We start from the raw sequence: 16,137 nt of genomic DNA on the forward strand, positions 1-16,137 counted from the left end.
ACCATTGCGTTTCTTTTTTCGAGACCGAAAGCAACATTAGCCAGTAAATAGGTTTCAAAGATTCAGACAGCACTGATTAAAGTGTTTCGTTTACGGAGTAAGGAGTTTTAAGAGAAGAATGAACAGGATAAAATATTTTGCTGCCGGCGGTGTCTTTACGGCCCTCTTCGCTGTTTCGGCGTTCGCTCAGGGTGGAAATACTACGACGACCAAGATCGGCTGGATAATCACGGCTGCGTTTGGCGATGATAAAGAAGGGATAACTAAGTATGTGAATGCGGAAAAGGCCCTTGACGCCGAGATGAAGCCTCGTTTGACGGAACTGCAGACCCTGCAGACGAGGATGCAGTCGCTGTCGGAGGAGATCAAGAAGATGAGCGGCAATCCTGCCGTTCCCGTTGACCAGAAGACGATCGCTGCTAAACAGGACGAGGGACAGCGGCTCCAGCGTGAGTATGAGTTCAAGCAAAAGGAAGCCCAAGCCGCCTACGGAAAGCGCAGGGAAGAGGTAATGGCCCCGATATCGACTAACATCTTTCAGGCACTCCAGGAGTATGCCAAAAAGAATGGCTACACGGCCGTTATCGATATCAGTACGCTTGGGGCGGCGGACCAGCCGAGCCCCTTATTGTTTCTTGAACCGGCGGCGGATATTACCAAGGCATTCATAGCCTATTACAACACGCGTCCCGCCACTACGGCATCGACGACGCCGGCCAGACAGCCATAAGGCACGATCAAGCTAGCTACGAACGAGCCGGTGAAATTGCCTTTTGCCGGCTTTTCGCATATATGTGGTTATTTATTCTGCCATGATCATTCTTGATTCGATCGCCATTCAGGAAATAATCCCGCATCGATACCCGTTTCTGCTGGTCGATCGCATCGTCGAGCTTGAAGCGCGCAAGCGCATAGTGGGAGTCAAGCAGGTCACGACGAACGAATATTTTTTCCAAGGCCACTTTCCGGGTGCTCCGGTCATGCCGGGGGTCCTGCAGATCGAGGCCCTTGCGCAGGTCGGAGCGATCCTGGTCCTGCGCGAGTTTGATGACCGTAACCAGAAGATACCGTTCTTCAGCGGCATTGAAAATGCCCGCTTTCGCCGTCCAGTAGTTCCCGGCGACACGCTGACGCTGACGGTAGAGGCCCTGAGAGTCGGAAGCAAGGTCCAGAAGATGCGAGGTGTAGCAAGCGTTGACGGCCAAGTGACCGCCGAGGCTGAGATAATGTGCATTGTGGCGAATCGAGGAGGCTAGGCCATGGATCCTGTACAAGCAAGAGAGTTCTTCGACAACTACTTCTATTACATCATTGCCGGGAGCCTAATCTTTGGGGCTTTGATTGGCTTGGTTCCGCTCCTGATCGGCCGTAGGCGAGGCCGTCGGAATCTGGGCATCCTCGGCTTTGTCGTAACGATTGTTGATTCCGGCATTTCACCGATACTCGGGTTCATAACCGCGGTTGTATTCACGTTGGTGCTAATTTTTGGCTCGAATACGAAAGGCGCCGACAATAAGGCCGGCCAGGAGTGATCTAACGGCCCCAATGGCTACTTTTATCCACGAGACCGCGATAGTTAGTGACACCGCGCAGGTCGGCCCGGACTGCGTTGTCGGTCCGTTTTGTACGGTTGGGCCTGAGGTGTCGCTCGGCAGAGGCGTACGGTTGGATTCGCACGTTGCGATTGACGGACAGACGGTCATTGGCGACGACACGCACATATATCCTTTTGTGTCGATAGGCTACGCTCCGCAGGACCTCAAATACTCGGGTGAACCGACCTCTACCAAGATCGGCAAGAGAAATCAGATACGCGAATTTGTGACTATCCATCGTGGGACCGCCGCGGGCGGTGGCGTTACCCGCATCGGCGACGACAACTTGCTAATGGCGCAGGCCCACGTCGCACACGATTGCCGGCTTGGCAACGAGATAATCATGGCGAACGCAGCTACGCTCGCCGGCCATGTCGACATCGCGGATCGGGCAAGCATCGGTGCCTATTCAGGCGTACATCAATTCTGCAGGATCGGGCTTGAAGCCTTTGTAGGAGGCTATTCCGTAGTTGTTAAAGACGCCATGCCGTATGCGATCATTCAAGGAAACCACGCCAAATGCTACGGCCTCAACCGACTGGGGATGAAGAGACGTTCCTATCCGCGTGAGACGATCGAGCATCTGAATCACGCTTTCCATCTCCTTCTTTCGTCAAAACTCAACACATCGCAGGCGCTCGAACAAATCCGCCGCGAGATCTCGAAATGCAACGAGGTCGACGTACTAACGAACTTTATTGAGACATCGAAGCGCGGGGTCGTTAAATAGTATGATTAGCGATCAATCGGTGATCATGCGTTTTGGTTCTCGTGTGCAGCGCTGCTACGGCTGCTTCGTTGCCTACCACCTTAAGGATATGTACTTGGGTGAGGACGTTACCTTCTTCTGCGAGCACTGTAGGGACGATTCAATGTTCCATTTTGACGATTTCTCTAAGCTAATTGATGTATCAAAGCTCGATGCTGCCGAGGATGAGCACCATCACTAGGCTTGCATTTTTCCATCCGACGGCTTTCTCGTAAAATTATCGCGTGGCCAAGAGACGAACTGGACCCAAACCGACGCTGACCGGCTTGGCTCGCAAGCTCGGCGAATTGACCGCAGAAAAAAAGCGGGTAGCGTTGGAGCAAAGTGCCTCCCTGGCGGCAGTGTCTTTAAAGGCGAGCCGTGCTTTTGTCGGGTCAGTACCAGAGGCCGCCGAGGTGATGTCGTCCGAGGATCTGCGCGGTTGGAGTGAATTCGGCCGCCGTGTGGCAATGGCTGATACGGGTTCGGCTATCCGTTTCTTCACGGAAAGCTATCAGAAGCTGCCGGAGATTCCTGACGAGTGCCGAAGCAAGGTATTCGCGATCTGTACTCGGCAGTTGGTGCTTTCGAGTTCGGCCGCGTTGGCATCGTACGACCGCATGCCCGAGATAGCAGGCTCATTTGCCGCTCCCGTCCTACTCGGCGATGTCCTTGACGTAGCCCTGGAAATTGCCGGTCGTTCAGCGCGGCACAGCGCCGAATTTCTCGAAAATGCACCGGCTGTTGGCCGTTCGCTCAGTGCGTTCAGAGATGAGAACGTGACCCAAGCGGTCCTGTCTCTTGCTGCTGACTTTGCCAAGCGAACCGGCGGCCTTACAGCCGAACTCTGGAAAGGCCTACCTGAGGCCCTGGACGGCCTTTCGGCGAACAATGCGGTTAGGCTGCTGCGAGCAACAAGAGCGTTCTTAGACCACGGCGGCAGCGTCACGCTTCACTTTCTGGCGTCAGGAAGTGTTGTGTTGAGGAGGTCTGAGCAGGCTTTTGATGAATGGGATGCTGCCGCCAAGGTGATGGCCCGAAATGGTAATGCGGTTGTGATTTCATTTCTTAGGGCAGCACCGCGATTTTTTTCGCATTTTACGTCCCCTGGCAGTAAGCTCACGATCCGGCGCGTGATGCATCTGACGTCCACAATTGCCGAAATTGACGCTGAGGGTGCTCTTGCCGCATTTAGGTCAAGTGGGTCGGCATTGCAGCGAGTGTCAATAGCGCAATTCGAAGACTGGGTCGCGAACGGCCTTTCCGCCCATGCAAAGGATTCAACAAAAGTACGCCGGAGCTACTTCGCCCTTGAAACGCGTGAGTCAAATGACCGGCTTCAGCGATCCCGTTCGGGCCTGCCTCTCGATAGGATCCAGCAGGTACTACGCCTGTATGTGGAAGGCCTTACGGGCAAGGAGATCGATATCCGGCCATCGAACGCAATGTCTCAGGAGGCACGTATCGGCGATGGTAAGACTATCTACCTGCCTTCGTCAGTTGCGGAATTCTCCGATGACGAGCAGGACTTTCGGCTTTACAAAGTGCTTGCAGCCCATGCCGCCGGACAGATCGAATTTGGCACGTTTGAGGTGGACACGAGAGAGCTACGGGCCGCCTATACGGACCTTTCAATACTCTATTCGATGACCGATGAAGATCGGGATGCTTTCTCTCTGGGTGGGTACCTGAATACGAGGAGATCTGAGATCGGGGATCTGAAGGAGGAAATTGGAGATCTGCCGACAGGTTCCGGTTATCGCGAAGTTCTGAAGGCATTTCCCGATCCGCACCTTGCTCGCAAGATCTTCACGACCATGGAGAATGCCCGTATCGACTACTGTCTGCGACGGACCTATCGCGGCCTCGTCAAAGATCTCGACTTGATGCGATCCCTACTTCGCTCCAACCGGCCATACATATTCGACCTTCCCATGTATCAGGTGCCATTCGAGTTGTTGTTCCAAATCACCCTATGTGGCGGGGCGACAGACGATGCGCGGAAGTTCTATGGCCAGATCGTGTCCGAGATCGAAGCGGTAATTGAGACATATTTAGCACCGCCGTCGGGAGCCCCAGCGTCAGCCCATAACCGTCTTGCCCGTAAGAACAGCACAACAGCAAGACGCGGAACGGCAGCTACCGACTTAGCCCCAACCTGTGCGGACGCTTCGGCCCTGCCTACCGTCGGCGATGCATTAATAGCGACGTCGCGTGTCTATACTCTGTTTCAAAACATCGCCCCCGAAAAGCAGCAGGAAGCTGAGTCGGACAACACGGAGGAAGAGGACCAGTTTGCCTATGAAGATAAACACTCTGTCGAATCTGTGGCCGAGGACCATGTGAAACGCGAATCGCAGGATCGGATGCAGGACGTTAGCGATCTGTTCAATGCCTGGAACAGCCTCGATAATGATGGGGAACCTGACGATCTGAGCGGCTCCGAGTCTTGGGGTCAAACCGAGTTGCCTGAACAACAGCTCGAGCCCGAGGAAATTGCCTTTGCCTATGATGAGTGGGACCGTGAACTCAACGACTACCGTGTTGGCTGGAGCCGCGTAATCGAGAAACGGGTAAAGCAAGGCGACCGCTCATTCGTCGAGATGACGCGAGCTCGATATCGCGGCGTGATCTCATCGATACGGCACCAGTTCCAGTTGATGAAGCCCGAGAACCTCACACGAGTCAACCGTGAGATCGATGGCGAGGATTATGATCTGAACGCGCTTGTGGATCTTGTGATAGATCGCAAGGCTGACGGCAGGCAGTCCGAGAATATCTACACCAAGCGACTGCGAAAGCAGCGCGATGTGGCCGTCTCGCTCCTGCTTGACCAATCGTCGTCAACGGCTCGCACCATTACGCGAAATCCGCTCCAGCCCTATACGCATCCCGGCCGGCGCATCATCGAGATAGAAAAAGAAGGCCTCGTCCTGATGAGTGAGGCTCTTGAGGCCGTTGGCGATGCATATTCGATCAGTGGGTTTACAAGCGAGGGGCGCAGGAATGTTAAGTTCTATGTTGTAAAAGATTTCGATGAGCAATATTCCGACGAGACAGAAAGACGCATTGGCGGGATAACATTCCAGAACAATACTCGCTTGGGCGCCGCCATCCGCCATGCGTCACACACGCTGCTCCGTCAGGACACCCGCACAAAGCTCCTCATCATCCTGACCGACGGCCGTCCATACGATCACGATTACGGCGACGCACGCTACGCCCGTGAAGATGTCCGCGAAGCTCTTATCGAAGCTAAAACTAATGGCGTCACGCCATTCTGTATCACCATCGACCGCGAATCCGAGGCCGAACTGAAAGATCTATACGGGGATGTCGGCTACACGATCATCGACGATGTTCTCTCGCTCCCGGAGCGGATGCCGAATATCTACCGACGGCTAACCAGTTGATCCCAGATCAACCGCTCTATTCCCATTACGGTCAAGAAAAAAAACCGCCTCGCACATTGGCGAGGCGGCATGTTCGATCTAACTGAACTATTCTCCTGTCTTACTGCGCTGAAAATACTTGCACCGTTCGGCGGCCGAATTTCCGGGCCTCACCACAGCCGGGCACCCAGATGTCGATCTTCTTGCCTTTGATCGCAGTGCCGGTGTCGGAGACGAGATACGTCCCGCTCCACTGCCCGGCGTTCACATAAACGCGGGAGCCGAGTCTGAGAACACGTGGGTCGGCCGCGATCAATCCACGGCGAACACCATGTCCCATAGCGGTCCGGCCCTTAAGGCAGTAGGCAGTGGCGGAAAATGAGCCACGGCTGCCACCGGCACCGGCGGCCTTTGTCGAGGCCGTCGTCTTAACCAGTTTCTTATCGTCAGTCGCGGGAGCGGTTTCGATCACGGAAGCACTATCACTAACTAAATTATTATTAAGTATATTATCTTCTGCGATTGTCGGTTGCGATTCCTTCGCTATAATGAGGTCGCCGACCGGCTTGCTCGTCTGCGCGTAGATAAAAGCCACGAGCAGGCTCGCAAGGACGGCTATTGAGCCTCCTCTAACGAGTTTCTTCATTATAAATTCTCCTGTCATAATTAATCGGAGTCCAAACGCAAAAATAGTGTCTGAGATTTGATTCTTCAGCCACTATTTGCCGGTAAAGGCGTCGCCTGGACTGTTTTCGGACGGCCATTCGCCGCCGAGTTTCAACCCATAGATGTTGAAACTGTGAACAACTTTACCACTTGCGACCAGATGTGTCCACCCGTCGACAGCCGCAAGTCCTTGTAATATATGCAATTGCTGTGTTTTCAGTGGTTTACAAGTGGCATTTTTTTTTGGATTTGTTAGACTTTTGGGGCGAGATTCTTCTTGGATTCTCGCCAGAAGCAGCCCATTTCTTGTGAGGAAACCTATGCGTGAGAGACGCGGCGGCGAACGCTTTGCCATCTCATTTCCGATCCGTGTCAGGTGGAAAGGCGAGGACGGAAAAGAAGTCGTTCAGGAAGGATTGACCGAGAACGTCGGCCCGCACGGCACTCTGATCTATCTGCCGCGAAATCTGCCGAGCGTCGGCGGCAGGGTTCGCATCACCGTCACCGAGAACCCGGACGACGAGGTAACCGCCGCAGCCGAGGTCATCCGCCTTGAACGCAATGCCGCCCACCCTCAGGCGGCGCTCATGCTGACCGACAACCTGCGCGAGTGGAAAAAGAAGGTATGGCAACTTGCCGCAACCACGATCGCCGAACAGGAACCGGAAGAGTTTGACGATTGGTAGAGCGAAATGAAAGTTCTGGTTCTCGGCGCCGGGCGTATGGGCCATGGTGCTGTTTTTGACCTCATCCACAACTCACCCGATGTCGAGACGGTCACCGTCGCTGACAACGATCTCAAGAAGGCCGAGGCCGTCGCCGACTCGGTCGGGACGTCACGTGTAGATCCGCATCACATCGACGTCTCGAATTATTCTGATGTCGTCTCGCTCCTGCGCGGGCACGATTCAGTGATCTCGTGCGTAAACTACTGGTACAACGTCGCTCTTTCAAAGGCCGCGATCGAAACGCGTGCCAACTTCTGCGACCTCGGTGGTAACAATTACGTAGTTGACGAGCAACTCAATCTCGATGACGAAGCAAAAGCCGCGGGCATTAATATCATTCCCGACTGCGGCCTTGCACCGGGAATGGTCTCGATCCTGGCGATGCACGGCACGACGCGGTTTGATCGCGTCGATGAGATACACATCCGCGTCGGCGGTCTCCCTCAAGACCCGCAGCCGCCCCTCGATTATCAGCTTGTGTTCTCGGTCGAAGGACTGATAAATGAATATATCGAGACCGCCCGCGTGATCCGCGACGGCAAGATCACCGAGGTCGCATCAATGACCGAGCTCGAGAACTTGTGGTTCGATGGTTTTCCTCGACTCGAGGCGTTTCAAACGAGCGGCGGCACGTCGACGTTGCCGGACACTTTTGCAGGCAAGGTCAAAGAGCTCGATTACAAAACGATCCGCTACGCAGGCCATTGTGACAAATTCAAGGCAATGATCGATCTCGGTCTCTGTTCGAGCGAGAAAACCGTGGTTGATTTTCAGGACGTCATACCGCGAAAAGTGTTTGGGAAACTCCTGCAGGAGAACCTCCCCGCTGTTGGCCCCGATTACGTTCTCATCCGATTGGACTTTATCGGAACCAATAATGGTGAGAACCGCAAGCTCCGCTACGACATTGTGGACCGCTTCGACACTACGACAGGAATGTCCGCGATGATGCGAACGACCGCCTTTCCGGCATCTATCATTGCCCAGATGATGGCCCGCGGTGATGTCAACCTACGCGGAGCTACACCACAAGAACTTGCCATCGATCCGGATACATTTGTCGTCGAGCTTAACCAACGCGGAATCACCATCAACTCTATTGACAGTCTCGTTTCACTAAGCTAGAATTCGTCCGTTCTAACGAAAGCTAACCGGCTCATTGCCGAGAGTTAAGTGAACCGTACGAGGGGAAGGTATGTGTCACGATGTTGGCGAATTCTGCCACCACGCGCTCCTTTCACATCAAAATCCAAAACAACCAAAGGAGATCTGTCATGTTAAATTGCTGGAGTATTGCCTGTGTCCACCGTTCCACTGCCTCGCGTTTCTTTCACATCGCCCTCTTTCTAACGATCCTCTCAATGTCCACACTGGCCGGCCTCGCCGGTACAAGGGGTAAGAGCGGAGATCAACTCTGGTCTCAAGTCGATGAAGCGACCGCATCGATCCGCGGACAGCGGTCGATAACACCAGACAGATATCTTGTTTATCGTGTAAACATCTCAGAGCTAAAACGGATCCTCGCTTCGGCACCGCTTGAATTCACGGTCGCTGCACGGGCCAGGCAGATAATCCTTGAAGTTCCGACACCCGATGGCCGGATGGAACGATTCAGGCTTGAGGAATCGCCTGTCCTCGCTGCAAATGTCGCCAGCCAGTTTCCGACCTGGAAGACATTTAGCGGTCAAGGTATCGACGATCCGACGGCAACGGCTCGGTTTGACATCAACATCAACGGCTTTCACGGATACGTATCGGGCATCAACGGCACCTACCTGGTCGATCCTTATTCCACTGATGACCGTGCCCACTACATCGTATATTACAAAGGAAGTGTGCGATCCGATGACCCGTTCTCCTGCGGTGTGGACGACAGCAGCATCGATGGATCGGATATTGGCTCAGGGAGCACTCCCGAGTACAGCAACGGCGAAAACTTGCGAACGCTGCGGATCGCTTTTTCGGCGACAAAGGAATACACCACCTTTCACGGGAATAATACGACCACCGCCTTCGCAGCGATCACAACCACGACCAACCGCATGATCCTGATCTATCGACGCGAGCTTGCGGTAACATTTACGATCGTTTCGAACTTAAGCACGGTATTCAGCGTCGGCAATGACGGCGGGTTTCCTGATGCATCGAACCCGAACGTCGCGGACCTATCTGTTACTCGCAATCAAGTCGTGCTCGACACCGCCTACGGTGATGCGAATTACGATATCGGCCACGCCCTGTCACGAACTGGCAATCCTAACGGCTTGGCCGCCAGCCCGAGCATCTGCTCTACGGGCAATAAGGCCCAGGGGTTCACGGGCGCGCCCGTTCCACAGGGCGATGGATATGATGTGGATTATGTGGCACACGAGATCGGACATCAGTTCGGTATGAGCCATACCTTCAACAACAGCGTCGACGGCAGTTGCACTACTCGCTCGACAAACTCTGCTTACGAGCCGGCAAGCGGCGTAACGATCATGGGCTACGCTGGCATCTGCGCCCCACGGAATCTGTCTTCGAACTCGATAGATGTATTCCATGCCCGGAGCCTCGAGCAAAGTCTGGCCGAGATGGGGACGAATCCGCCTAGCCCTGGCGGCACGTGCGGCACAACGGCGGCTACGGCCAACGTAGCACCCGTCCCAAATGCGGGGGCGAATTTTACGATTCCCAAGCTTACGCCGTTCATGCTAACCGGCAGTGCCACCGACGCTACCAATAATGGACTTACATACTCGTGGGAGGAGTATGACCTGGGTAATCCGACCGGCTCAACCGGTGACCCTGACACGGATGCAAATGGGCCACGTCCGATCTTCCGGTCATTCAACCCGTCAGCGTCGCCTTCGCGAACATTCCCGAGCCTGACCTATATTCTCAATAACGCAAACAATCCGCCGGCAACATACACAACAATGCTCCCAAACGCCCCGACCTCAGGTTCGACCAATGGCTACAATTGCGCCGCGGGCGAGAACTGCATTACGGGTGAATCGCTGCCATCAATAGCCAGAACAATGAACTTTCGACTGACCGTGCGTGATAATTTTGCGGCAGGCGGCGGTGTAGCGGATGCGACGATGCAGGTAACTGTAGCTGGGACGGGTCCGTTTGCGGTCACGTCGCCGAACACGAATGTGACTTATGCGGGAAACTCGACGCAGACGGTGACGTGGGATGTCGGCGGATCGTCAGGTGCTCCTGTCAACACCGCAAACGTGAAGATATCGTTCTCGTCCGACGGCGGAAATACGTTTCCAAATGTGCTGCTGGCAAACACGGCAAACGACGGCTCCGAGAGCGTGACTATTCCGAATGTCGCGACGACCACGGCGAGGATCAAGGTCGAGGCAGTCGGCAATATCTTTTTCGATATTTCGGACGTGAATTTTACGACGACTGGGGCCGCGGTTCCGGTCCGCTCAAGAGCTGATTTTGACGGGGACGGCAGGACCGATCTTTCGGTATTTCGGCCGGCTGAGGGAAATTGGTATCTGAACCGTTCGACTGCCGGCCTGTCAACTCAAGCTTTTGGCTCAAACGGCGACATACCGGTTCCCGGGGATTTTGATAACGACGGCAAAACGGACCTTGCTGTTTTTCGTCCGGCAAACGACCCGCTCGAAGTGGACTTCTATGTCCTGCAGAGCGCGACCAGCACCTTCACTTCTGCCTCGTGGGGCCTCCCCGCTGACATACCGCAACCGGGTGATTACGACGGGGATGGAAAGGCGGACTATGCAGTTTATCGCCCGGCAAACAATTTCTGGTACGTGCTAAAGAGCACCGGCGGGTTCTCGGCCGACCAATTTGGAACCGCAGGCGATGTCCCGATCGCGATGGACTTTGAAGGTGATGCTAAGACAAACTTTTCCGTCTTCAGGCCATCCGAAGGCCAATGGTATATCGCGAAACCGACGGGCGTTCCGGCGCAAAACTTTGACGCTATACCGTTCGGGACGGCCGGCGACTTGCCCGTCGCGGCGGATTATGACAACGATAATAAGGACGATGTTGCTGTATTTCGACCCGGCACCGGGATCTGGTATGTGCTCCGCAGTACTAACGGATCGGTAACGACAACATCGTTTGGAGTAACCGGAGATATTCCTGTCCCGGGTGACTATGATGGCGACGGAGCCGACGACATCGCGGTATACCGCGACGGAACTTGGCATCTGAACCGTTCGACTGCCGGCCTCGTTCAGTCGCAGTTTGGCATCGCGACCGACATACCGATCCCTGCGAAATATCTCCCCTAAAGCAAGGGTCGGATCAACACTGTAAGGCAAGAAATAGCCGGTTGTCTCTCGACAACCGGCTATTCTGTTGCTTGCGTTCTCTCGACTGCGGCTAGCCGATGAACATTTCCTCTTCCTCGTAAACGCGGTCGATCTGTTTGGGTGCGGGGGCAAACAGGACCTCGAGGCCTTTTTTAACGCCGGCCATGATGGCGGCGATCTCGCGGGCGGGCACGACGATCTTTTGTTGGACAAATTGCGTTGTATCGAGCACCTCGGCGTGCGTGCGGTCGATCGAGCGGCTGACCATAGCGACCTTGTCCTTGGCGGTGACGGCGGTGTCGCTGACGAGCATTTTTAATTCGGCGACCTCTTCTTTAATAAGCTGGGTCGACTCGGCGAGGTGTTTGGTCGCCGTAGAGAGGTTGGCCGAGACCTCGGTAAAGTGCACCGACATCTCGCGTCCCTGCGCGCTTATCAGATCGATCTTATAGAGCAGCGGTTCGACGCGTTCCTCGACATTCTTGACGGTCGCGACGACCTTTCGCACCGTGAGCGCGATCCACAGCAACGCGATTGCCATGAAGATAAAGCACACGGCAATCACGATCGACGAGACCATTTGCCAGGATTGTGGGTCGCTGGTATTCACGTTAAGACTTGTCTTCCTTGGCGTCCTCGACGGTGTAGGTCGGGCGGCCGTCGGTGATGCCTTTCGACTCGTTCTTACGCTTTTCGGCGGTGTAGGCATCCTTGCCGGCCTCGATAGCGGCAGTGAAAGGATTTGCCGTGCGGGCCGCGGCAGCCTTTGCCTTGTCGGCTATCTCCTCGGCCTTGTCACCGGCAGCAGCGTAAAGCTCGCCGGCCTTTTCCTTTGATACCTCGTAGTATTCGCCGGCTTTCTCGCCGATCTGAGCGGCAGCCTCTTTGCCCTTCTCGATGCCCTTGCGCGTTGCGTCGGCTATGTCTCCCCGAAGCTCCTCGCCCGATTTCGGTGCAAAAAGTAGCGCGAGGATCGCGCCGATGCCGCCGCCAATCAGCAAATACGTTAACTTCGTCGAAGCCCCTGATTCTTCCCTGTCGTAATTTCGTCCCATAGTTTCCTCCCGCACAAATTCGTGTGCGAATGAGCGTAAAACATCACTCGGCTATAGGTTCACTATAGCAAATGCGCTGTGAGCGCAGCAAAGGATTATTTAATCGATGGCGATTTGTTACAATCACAGTTTGTCTTTTTGGCTATGAACCGCGACCGCATCAGGAATTTTTCGATCATTGCCCACATCGATCATGGCAAATCGACGCTGGCCGACCGCATATTGCAGTTGACAGGTGCGGTATCCGAACGTGAGATGGAGGATCAGTTACTCGACGACATGGACCTCGAACGCGAGCGCGGTATCACCATCAAGGCCCACGCCGTCAGGCTCGATTACAAGGCAAAGGACGGCAAGGATTACGTTCTCAACCTGATCGATACGCCGGGGCATGTGGATTTTTCGTATGAGGTTTCGCGTTCGCTGTCGGCGTGCGAGGGTGCTTTGTTGGTGGTCGATGCCTCGCAGGGCGTCGAGGCACAGACGCTGGCGAATACGTATCTCGCCATCGAGAACGACCTTGAGTTGGTCCCTGTATTAAATAAGATCGACCTGCCGTCTGCCGAGCCAGACCGCATCAAGGAACAGATCGAGACGATCATCGGCCTCGATACGACGCACACAGTGCTCGCCTCCGCCAAGACTGGCGAAGGCGTCGGTGACATTATCGAGGAGCTGATCAAGGACATCCCGCCGCCTGAGGGCGACGCTACGGCGCCGCTGAAGGCGTTGATATTCGACAGTTGGTACGATTCGTATCGCGGCGTGATCGTGCTGTTTCGCGTGATCGACGGTGTGATAAAGAAGGGCATGAAGCTGCGCTTCTTTAATACCGGCCGCGAGTATCTGGTTGAAACGATTGGAGTTAACCGTCCAAAGGCGACGCCGATCACCGAGCTTGGACCCGGCGAGGTGGGCTTTCTTACCGCGTCGATCAAGACCGTTGCAGACGTTCAGATCGGCGACACGATCACGGACGCCGCAAGGCCCGCGAGCGAACCGCTGCCCGGATTCCAGGAAGTCAAGCCGATGGTGTTTGCCGGGCTGTACCCGACCGATTCGGCGCAATACGAGGATCTGCGCGACGCGATGGACAAGCTCCGGCTTAACGACGCGTCGTTCTTTTACGAGCCGGAATCGTCGACGGCGTTGGGCTTCGGGTTCCGCTGCGGCTTTCTCGGGCTGCTCCATATGGAGATCATTCAGGAGCGGCTTGAGCGAGAGTTCAATCTGGAATTGATCACGACGGCGCCGGGCGTTCGTTACCGCGTGACGACGACCGACAACGCCGTTCACGAGATCGACAGTCCGTCGCAGATGCCCGAGCCGGGCCGCATTTTGAAGATCGAGGAACCGTATATCGAGGCGACGATCCTGACGAATGACGAGTTTCTCGGCGGTATTCTGCCGTTGCTCGATGAGAAGCGCGGTGTGCAGAAGAGGTTTGAGTACGTGACCAAGGACCGCGTGATGCTAGTCTATGAGCTGCCGTTGAACGAGATCGTGCTAGATTTTTACGACCGGTTAAAGAGCGTCTCGCGCGGCTACGCGTCACTCGATTATCACCTGTCCGGCTACAGTGAATCGAAGCTCGTCAAGCTCGACATTCTCGTATCGGGCGAGCCGGTGGACGCCTTATCCCTTATTCTGCATACAGATACGGCCGCGGCAAAAGGCCGCCTACTAACCGCGAAGATGAAAGAACTCATCCCGAGGCAGCTATTCGAAGTTCCCATCCAGGCAGCGATCGGCAACAAGGTCATCGCCCGCGAGACCGTCAAGGCCATGGGCAAAAACGTCATCGCTAAATGCTACGGCGGCGACATCTCGCGCAAACGCAAGCTGCTCGAAAAGCAAAAAGAAGGCAAAAAGCGAATGAAAAAGGTCGGACGTGTGGAGATACCGCAGGAGGCATTCCTCGCGGTGCTAAAGGTGAATGAAGGATCATGACGCGCTCGCGTAAACCGAGGCGTCGATCTCGCTGAAGATGTTGTCTCGTGATTCGATCTCGGTAAGAAGTTCATCATCAACCTGACCTGAGTCCAGCATCTTCGCCAGCATATCGAACCGCTGAATGTGCGATTGGAATCGGCGTGACGAGTATTGCACGGTGGTGCCTTGATATATCTGGAATGCCCAGTCCGACGATTGGGCGAGCAGGAGTTCGCGGGCGGCCTGATTCAAAAGCCGAGTTCCAGATTCCAAGTCCCAGATTCCAGATTCTTTGTTCGAAATTTGAAATCTGGAATCTGAAATTTGAAATTGCTTCGCGAGTTCGGTCATTCGCCGTTCCGCGTCGTGCTGATACGGGTACATCCACGAATTTCCTTCGTTTATCCAAACTTTGTAATAGCCGCTCTCGCCCCAGCTTGAGGCGGTCGGGCGTTGTTCCTGGATCGATAGGCCGGCGTCGAGAAAATCGCCGGGCGTGACGCACGCGATCTCGTCCTGGTCGAAGTGCATCTTCTTGAAGAAGAAGTCGAGAAACTGTGGCCCCTCATACCACCAATGGCCGTAAAGCTCTGCATCATAGGGGCTTATGACTAGCGGCGGATGGCCTTCAAACGTCTCACGTAGCTGGTGTGCCTGCTTGATGCGCTCATTGATAAAGTTCGATGCGTTTTCAGCCGCCTTGTCGCGCGCAAGCGCGGGAATGTACGGCTCCTTGCGGTTTTGCGGCACGTCGCGGCCTGTGATGCGGTGGTATTTCAGGCCGAGGTGGCGGCGTTCGCCGGACGAGTGCAGGTGCGGTTTGACGTATTCGTAATCCGCGTCCCAGCCGATGTCACGGTAGAACTCGCGATACAGGGCGTTGCCCGGATAGCCGATCTCGGCCGACCAGACCTGCTGGCTCGTCTCGACGTCGCGGGCAAATACGGCGACGCCGTTCGGAGTGACAACCGGAGCGTGAACGCCATAACGCGGCCTCGGATCGCCGTAAAGGATCGCGTGCGTGTCGGAGATGAAGTATTCGATGCCGGCATCTTTTAACAGGTCCTCGACGCCCGGCTCGTACGCACACTCGGCGAGCCAGATGCCGCGGGGCTGGCGGCCGAAGTGCTTTTTGTAATTCGTGACCGCGATCTCGACCTGCGCACGCCGCGATTCGCGGGTCGAGATGAGCGGCAAAAAGCCGTGCGTCGCGCAGCAGGTGATGACCTCGACGACGCCCTCGTCCTGCAGTTCGCGGAATGCGTTGACGAGATTGCGTTTGTAGCGGTTGTTCCACAGCTCGAGCGAGGCGGTCAGGTTATCGACGTACATCTTTGCGACGTCGTGAAAGTTGGCGGCCTCGTTTCGCGTGCGGTGTTCCTCTTTGTGGGCGAGATCGATGAGGTTTTCGAGGTGGCGTGTGTAACGTTCCTGCAGCAGCGGGTCGGCGAGCATTTCACACAGCGGCGGCGAGACGTTCATGGCAAGCCGCGGCGACGCACCGGCCTCGTGCAGCGATTGAAAAATGAAAATTAGCGGAAGATAGACCTCGGTTATCGCCTCGTAGAGCCAGTCTTCCTCAAGGAATTCGGGATATTCGGGATGCCGGACAAACGGCAGATGGGCGTGGAGGATGAGGCTGAAATAACCGAGCGGCATTGCAGGTATATTAAAACAGGATGGCGAGGATAGACAGGATAAACTATTAAATCCTGTCTATCCTGTCTAATCTGTT

Annotated in this window: 14 protein-coding genes; 10 read left to right on the forward strand and 4 right to left on the reverse strand. The window is 55.2% G+C overall.

Annotation, left to right across the window (positions count from 1 at the left end; all coding sequences use genetic code 11):
- Positions 1–118: 118 nt before the first annotated feature.
- The 6 genes from IPM59_01425 to IPM59_01450 all read left to right on the forward strand — a co-directional run bounded on the left by IPM59_01425 (position 119) and on the right by IPM59_01450 (position 5,756).
- The gene (locus tag IPM59_01425; GenBank protein ID MBK9214254.1) at positions 119–730 is read left to right on the forward strand and encodes an OmpH family outer membrane protein; all 612 of its coding nucleotides are present in this window, start codon (positions 119–121) and stop codon (positions 728–730) included.
- Between the two features lie 82 nt (positions 731–812).
- Positions 813–1,256, forward strand: coding sequence for a 3-hydroxyacyl-ACP dehydratase FabZ (fabZ, locus tag IPM59_01430; protein ID MBK9214255.1), 444 nt, complete (start codon positions 813–815; stop codon positions 1,254–1,256).
- Positions 1,257–1,259: 3 nt separating this feature from the next.
- Positions 1,260–1,532 (forward strand): hypothetical protein, encoded by a 273-nt coding sequence (locus tag IPM59_01435; GenBank protein ID MBK9214256.1) that lies wholly within the window; start codon positions 1,260–1,262, stop codon positions 1,530–1,532.
- 13 nt (positions 1,533–1,545) lie between these two features.
- A complete protein-coding gene (lpxA, locus tag IPM59_01440; protein ID MBK9214257.1) occupies positions 1,546–2,325 on the forward strand; it encodes an acyl-ACP--UDP-N-acetylglucosamine O-acyltransferase in 780 nt (259 codons plus the stop codon).
- 43 nt (positions 2,326–2,368) lie between these two features.
- Positions 2,369–2,545, forward strand: coding sequence for a hypothetical protein (locus tag IPM59_01445; protein ID MBK9214258.1), 177 nt, complete (start codon positions 2,369–2,371; stop codon positions 2,543–2,545).
- A 43-nt stretch (positions 2,546–2,588) separates the two neighbouring features.
- Positions 2,589–5,756, forward strand: a complete 3,168-nt coding sequence (locus tag IPM59_01450; GenBank protein ID MBK9214259.1) for a VWA domain-containing protein — start codon at positions 2,589–2,591, stop codon at positions 5,754–5,756.
- 100 nt (positions 5,757–5,856) lie between these two features.
- Here the strand turns inward: IPM59_01450 and IPM59_01455 are convergent, their stop codons facing one another.
- Entirely contained in the window at positions 5,857–6,381 is a 525-nt protein-coding gene (locus tag IPM59_01455) for a 3D domain-containing protein (protein ID MBK9214260.1), read from the reverse strand.
- Between the two features lie 340 nt (positions 6,382–6,721).
- Here IPM59_01455 and IPM59_01460 point away from each other — a divergent pair, with 340 nt between their 5' ends.
- The 3 genes from IPM59_01460 to IPM59_01470 all read left to right on the forward strand — a co-directional run bounded on the left by IPM59_01460 (position 6,722) and on the right by IPM59_01470 (position 11,394).
- Entirely contained in the window at positions 6,722–7,087 is a 366-nt protein-coding gene (locus IPM59_01460) for a PilZ domain-containing protein (protein MBK9214261.1), read from the forward strand.
- Between the two features lie 6 nt (positions 7,088–7,093).
- Positions 7,094–8,254: a saccharopine dehydrogenase NADP-binding domain-containing protein gene (locus IPM59_01465; GenBank protein MBK9214262.1), complete on the forward strand. Its 1,161-nt coding sequence runs from the start codon at positions 7,094–7,096 to the stop codon at positions 8,252–8,254.
- A 149-nt stretch (positions 8,255–8,403) separates the two neighbouring features.
- A complete protein-coding gene (locus IPM59_01470) occupies positions 8,404–11,394 on the forward strand; it encodes a VCBS repeat-containing protein (GenBank protein ID MBK9214263.1) in 2,991 nt (996 codons plus the stop codon).
- Between the two features lie 91 nt (positions 11,395–11,485).
- Here IPM59_01470 and IPM59_01475 read toward each other — a convergent pair whose 3' ends face one another.
- Positions 11,486–12,025 (reverse strand): hypothetical protein, encoded by a 540-nt coding sequence (locus IPM59_01475; protein ID MBK9214264.1) that lies wholly within the window; start codon positions 12,023–12,025, stop codon positions 11,486–11,488.
- Position 12,026: 1 nt separating this feature from the next.
- Positions 12,027–12,470 carry a YtxH domain-containing protein gene (locus IPM59_01480; protein MBK9214265.1) on the reverse strand — a complete coding sequence of 148 codons (444 nt, stop codon included), beginning with the start codon at positions 12,468–12,470 and terminating at the stop codon, positions 12,027–12,029.
- A 144-nt stretch (positions 12,471–12,614) separates the two neighbouring features.
- Here IPM59_01480 and lepA point away from each other — a divergent pair, with 144 nt between their 5' ends.
- On the forward strand, positions 12,615–14,420 hold the full coding sequence (lepA, locus tag IPM59_01485) for an elongation factor 4 (GenBank protein ID MBK9214266.1): 1,806 nt from the start codon (positions 12,615–12,617) through the stop codon (positions 14,418–14,420).
- Here lepA and IPM59_01490 read toward each other — a convergent pair.
- Positions 14,415–16,061 (reverse strand): DUF1957 domain-containing protein, encoded by a 1,647-nt coding sequence (locus IPM59_01490; protein MBK9214267.1) that lies wholly within the window; start codon positions 16,059–16,061, stop codon positions 14,415–14,417. The two genes, lepA and IPM59_01490, sit on opposite strands and share 6 nt — an antisense overlap.
- Positions 16,062–16,137: the final 76 nt, after the last annotated feature.

This window comes from Chloracidobacterium sp. (genome assembly GCA_016715795.1).
GTDB lineage: Bacteria > Acidobacteriota > Blastocatellia > Pyrinomonadales > Pyrinomonadaceae > OLB17.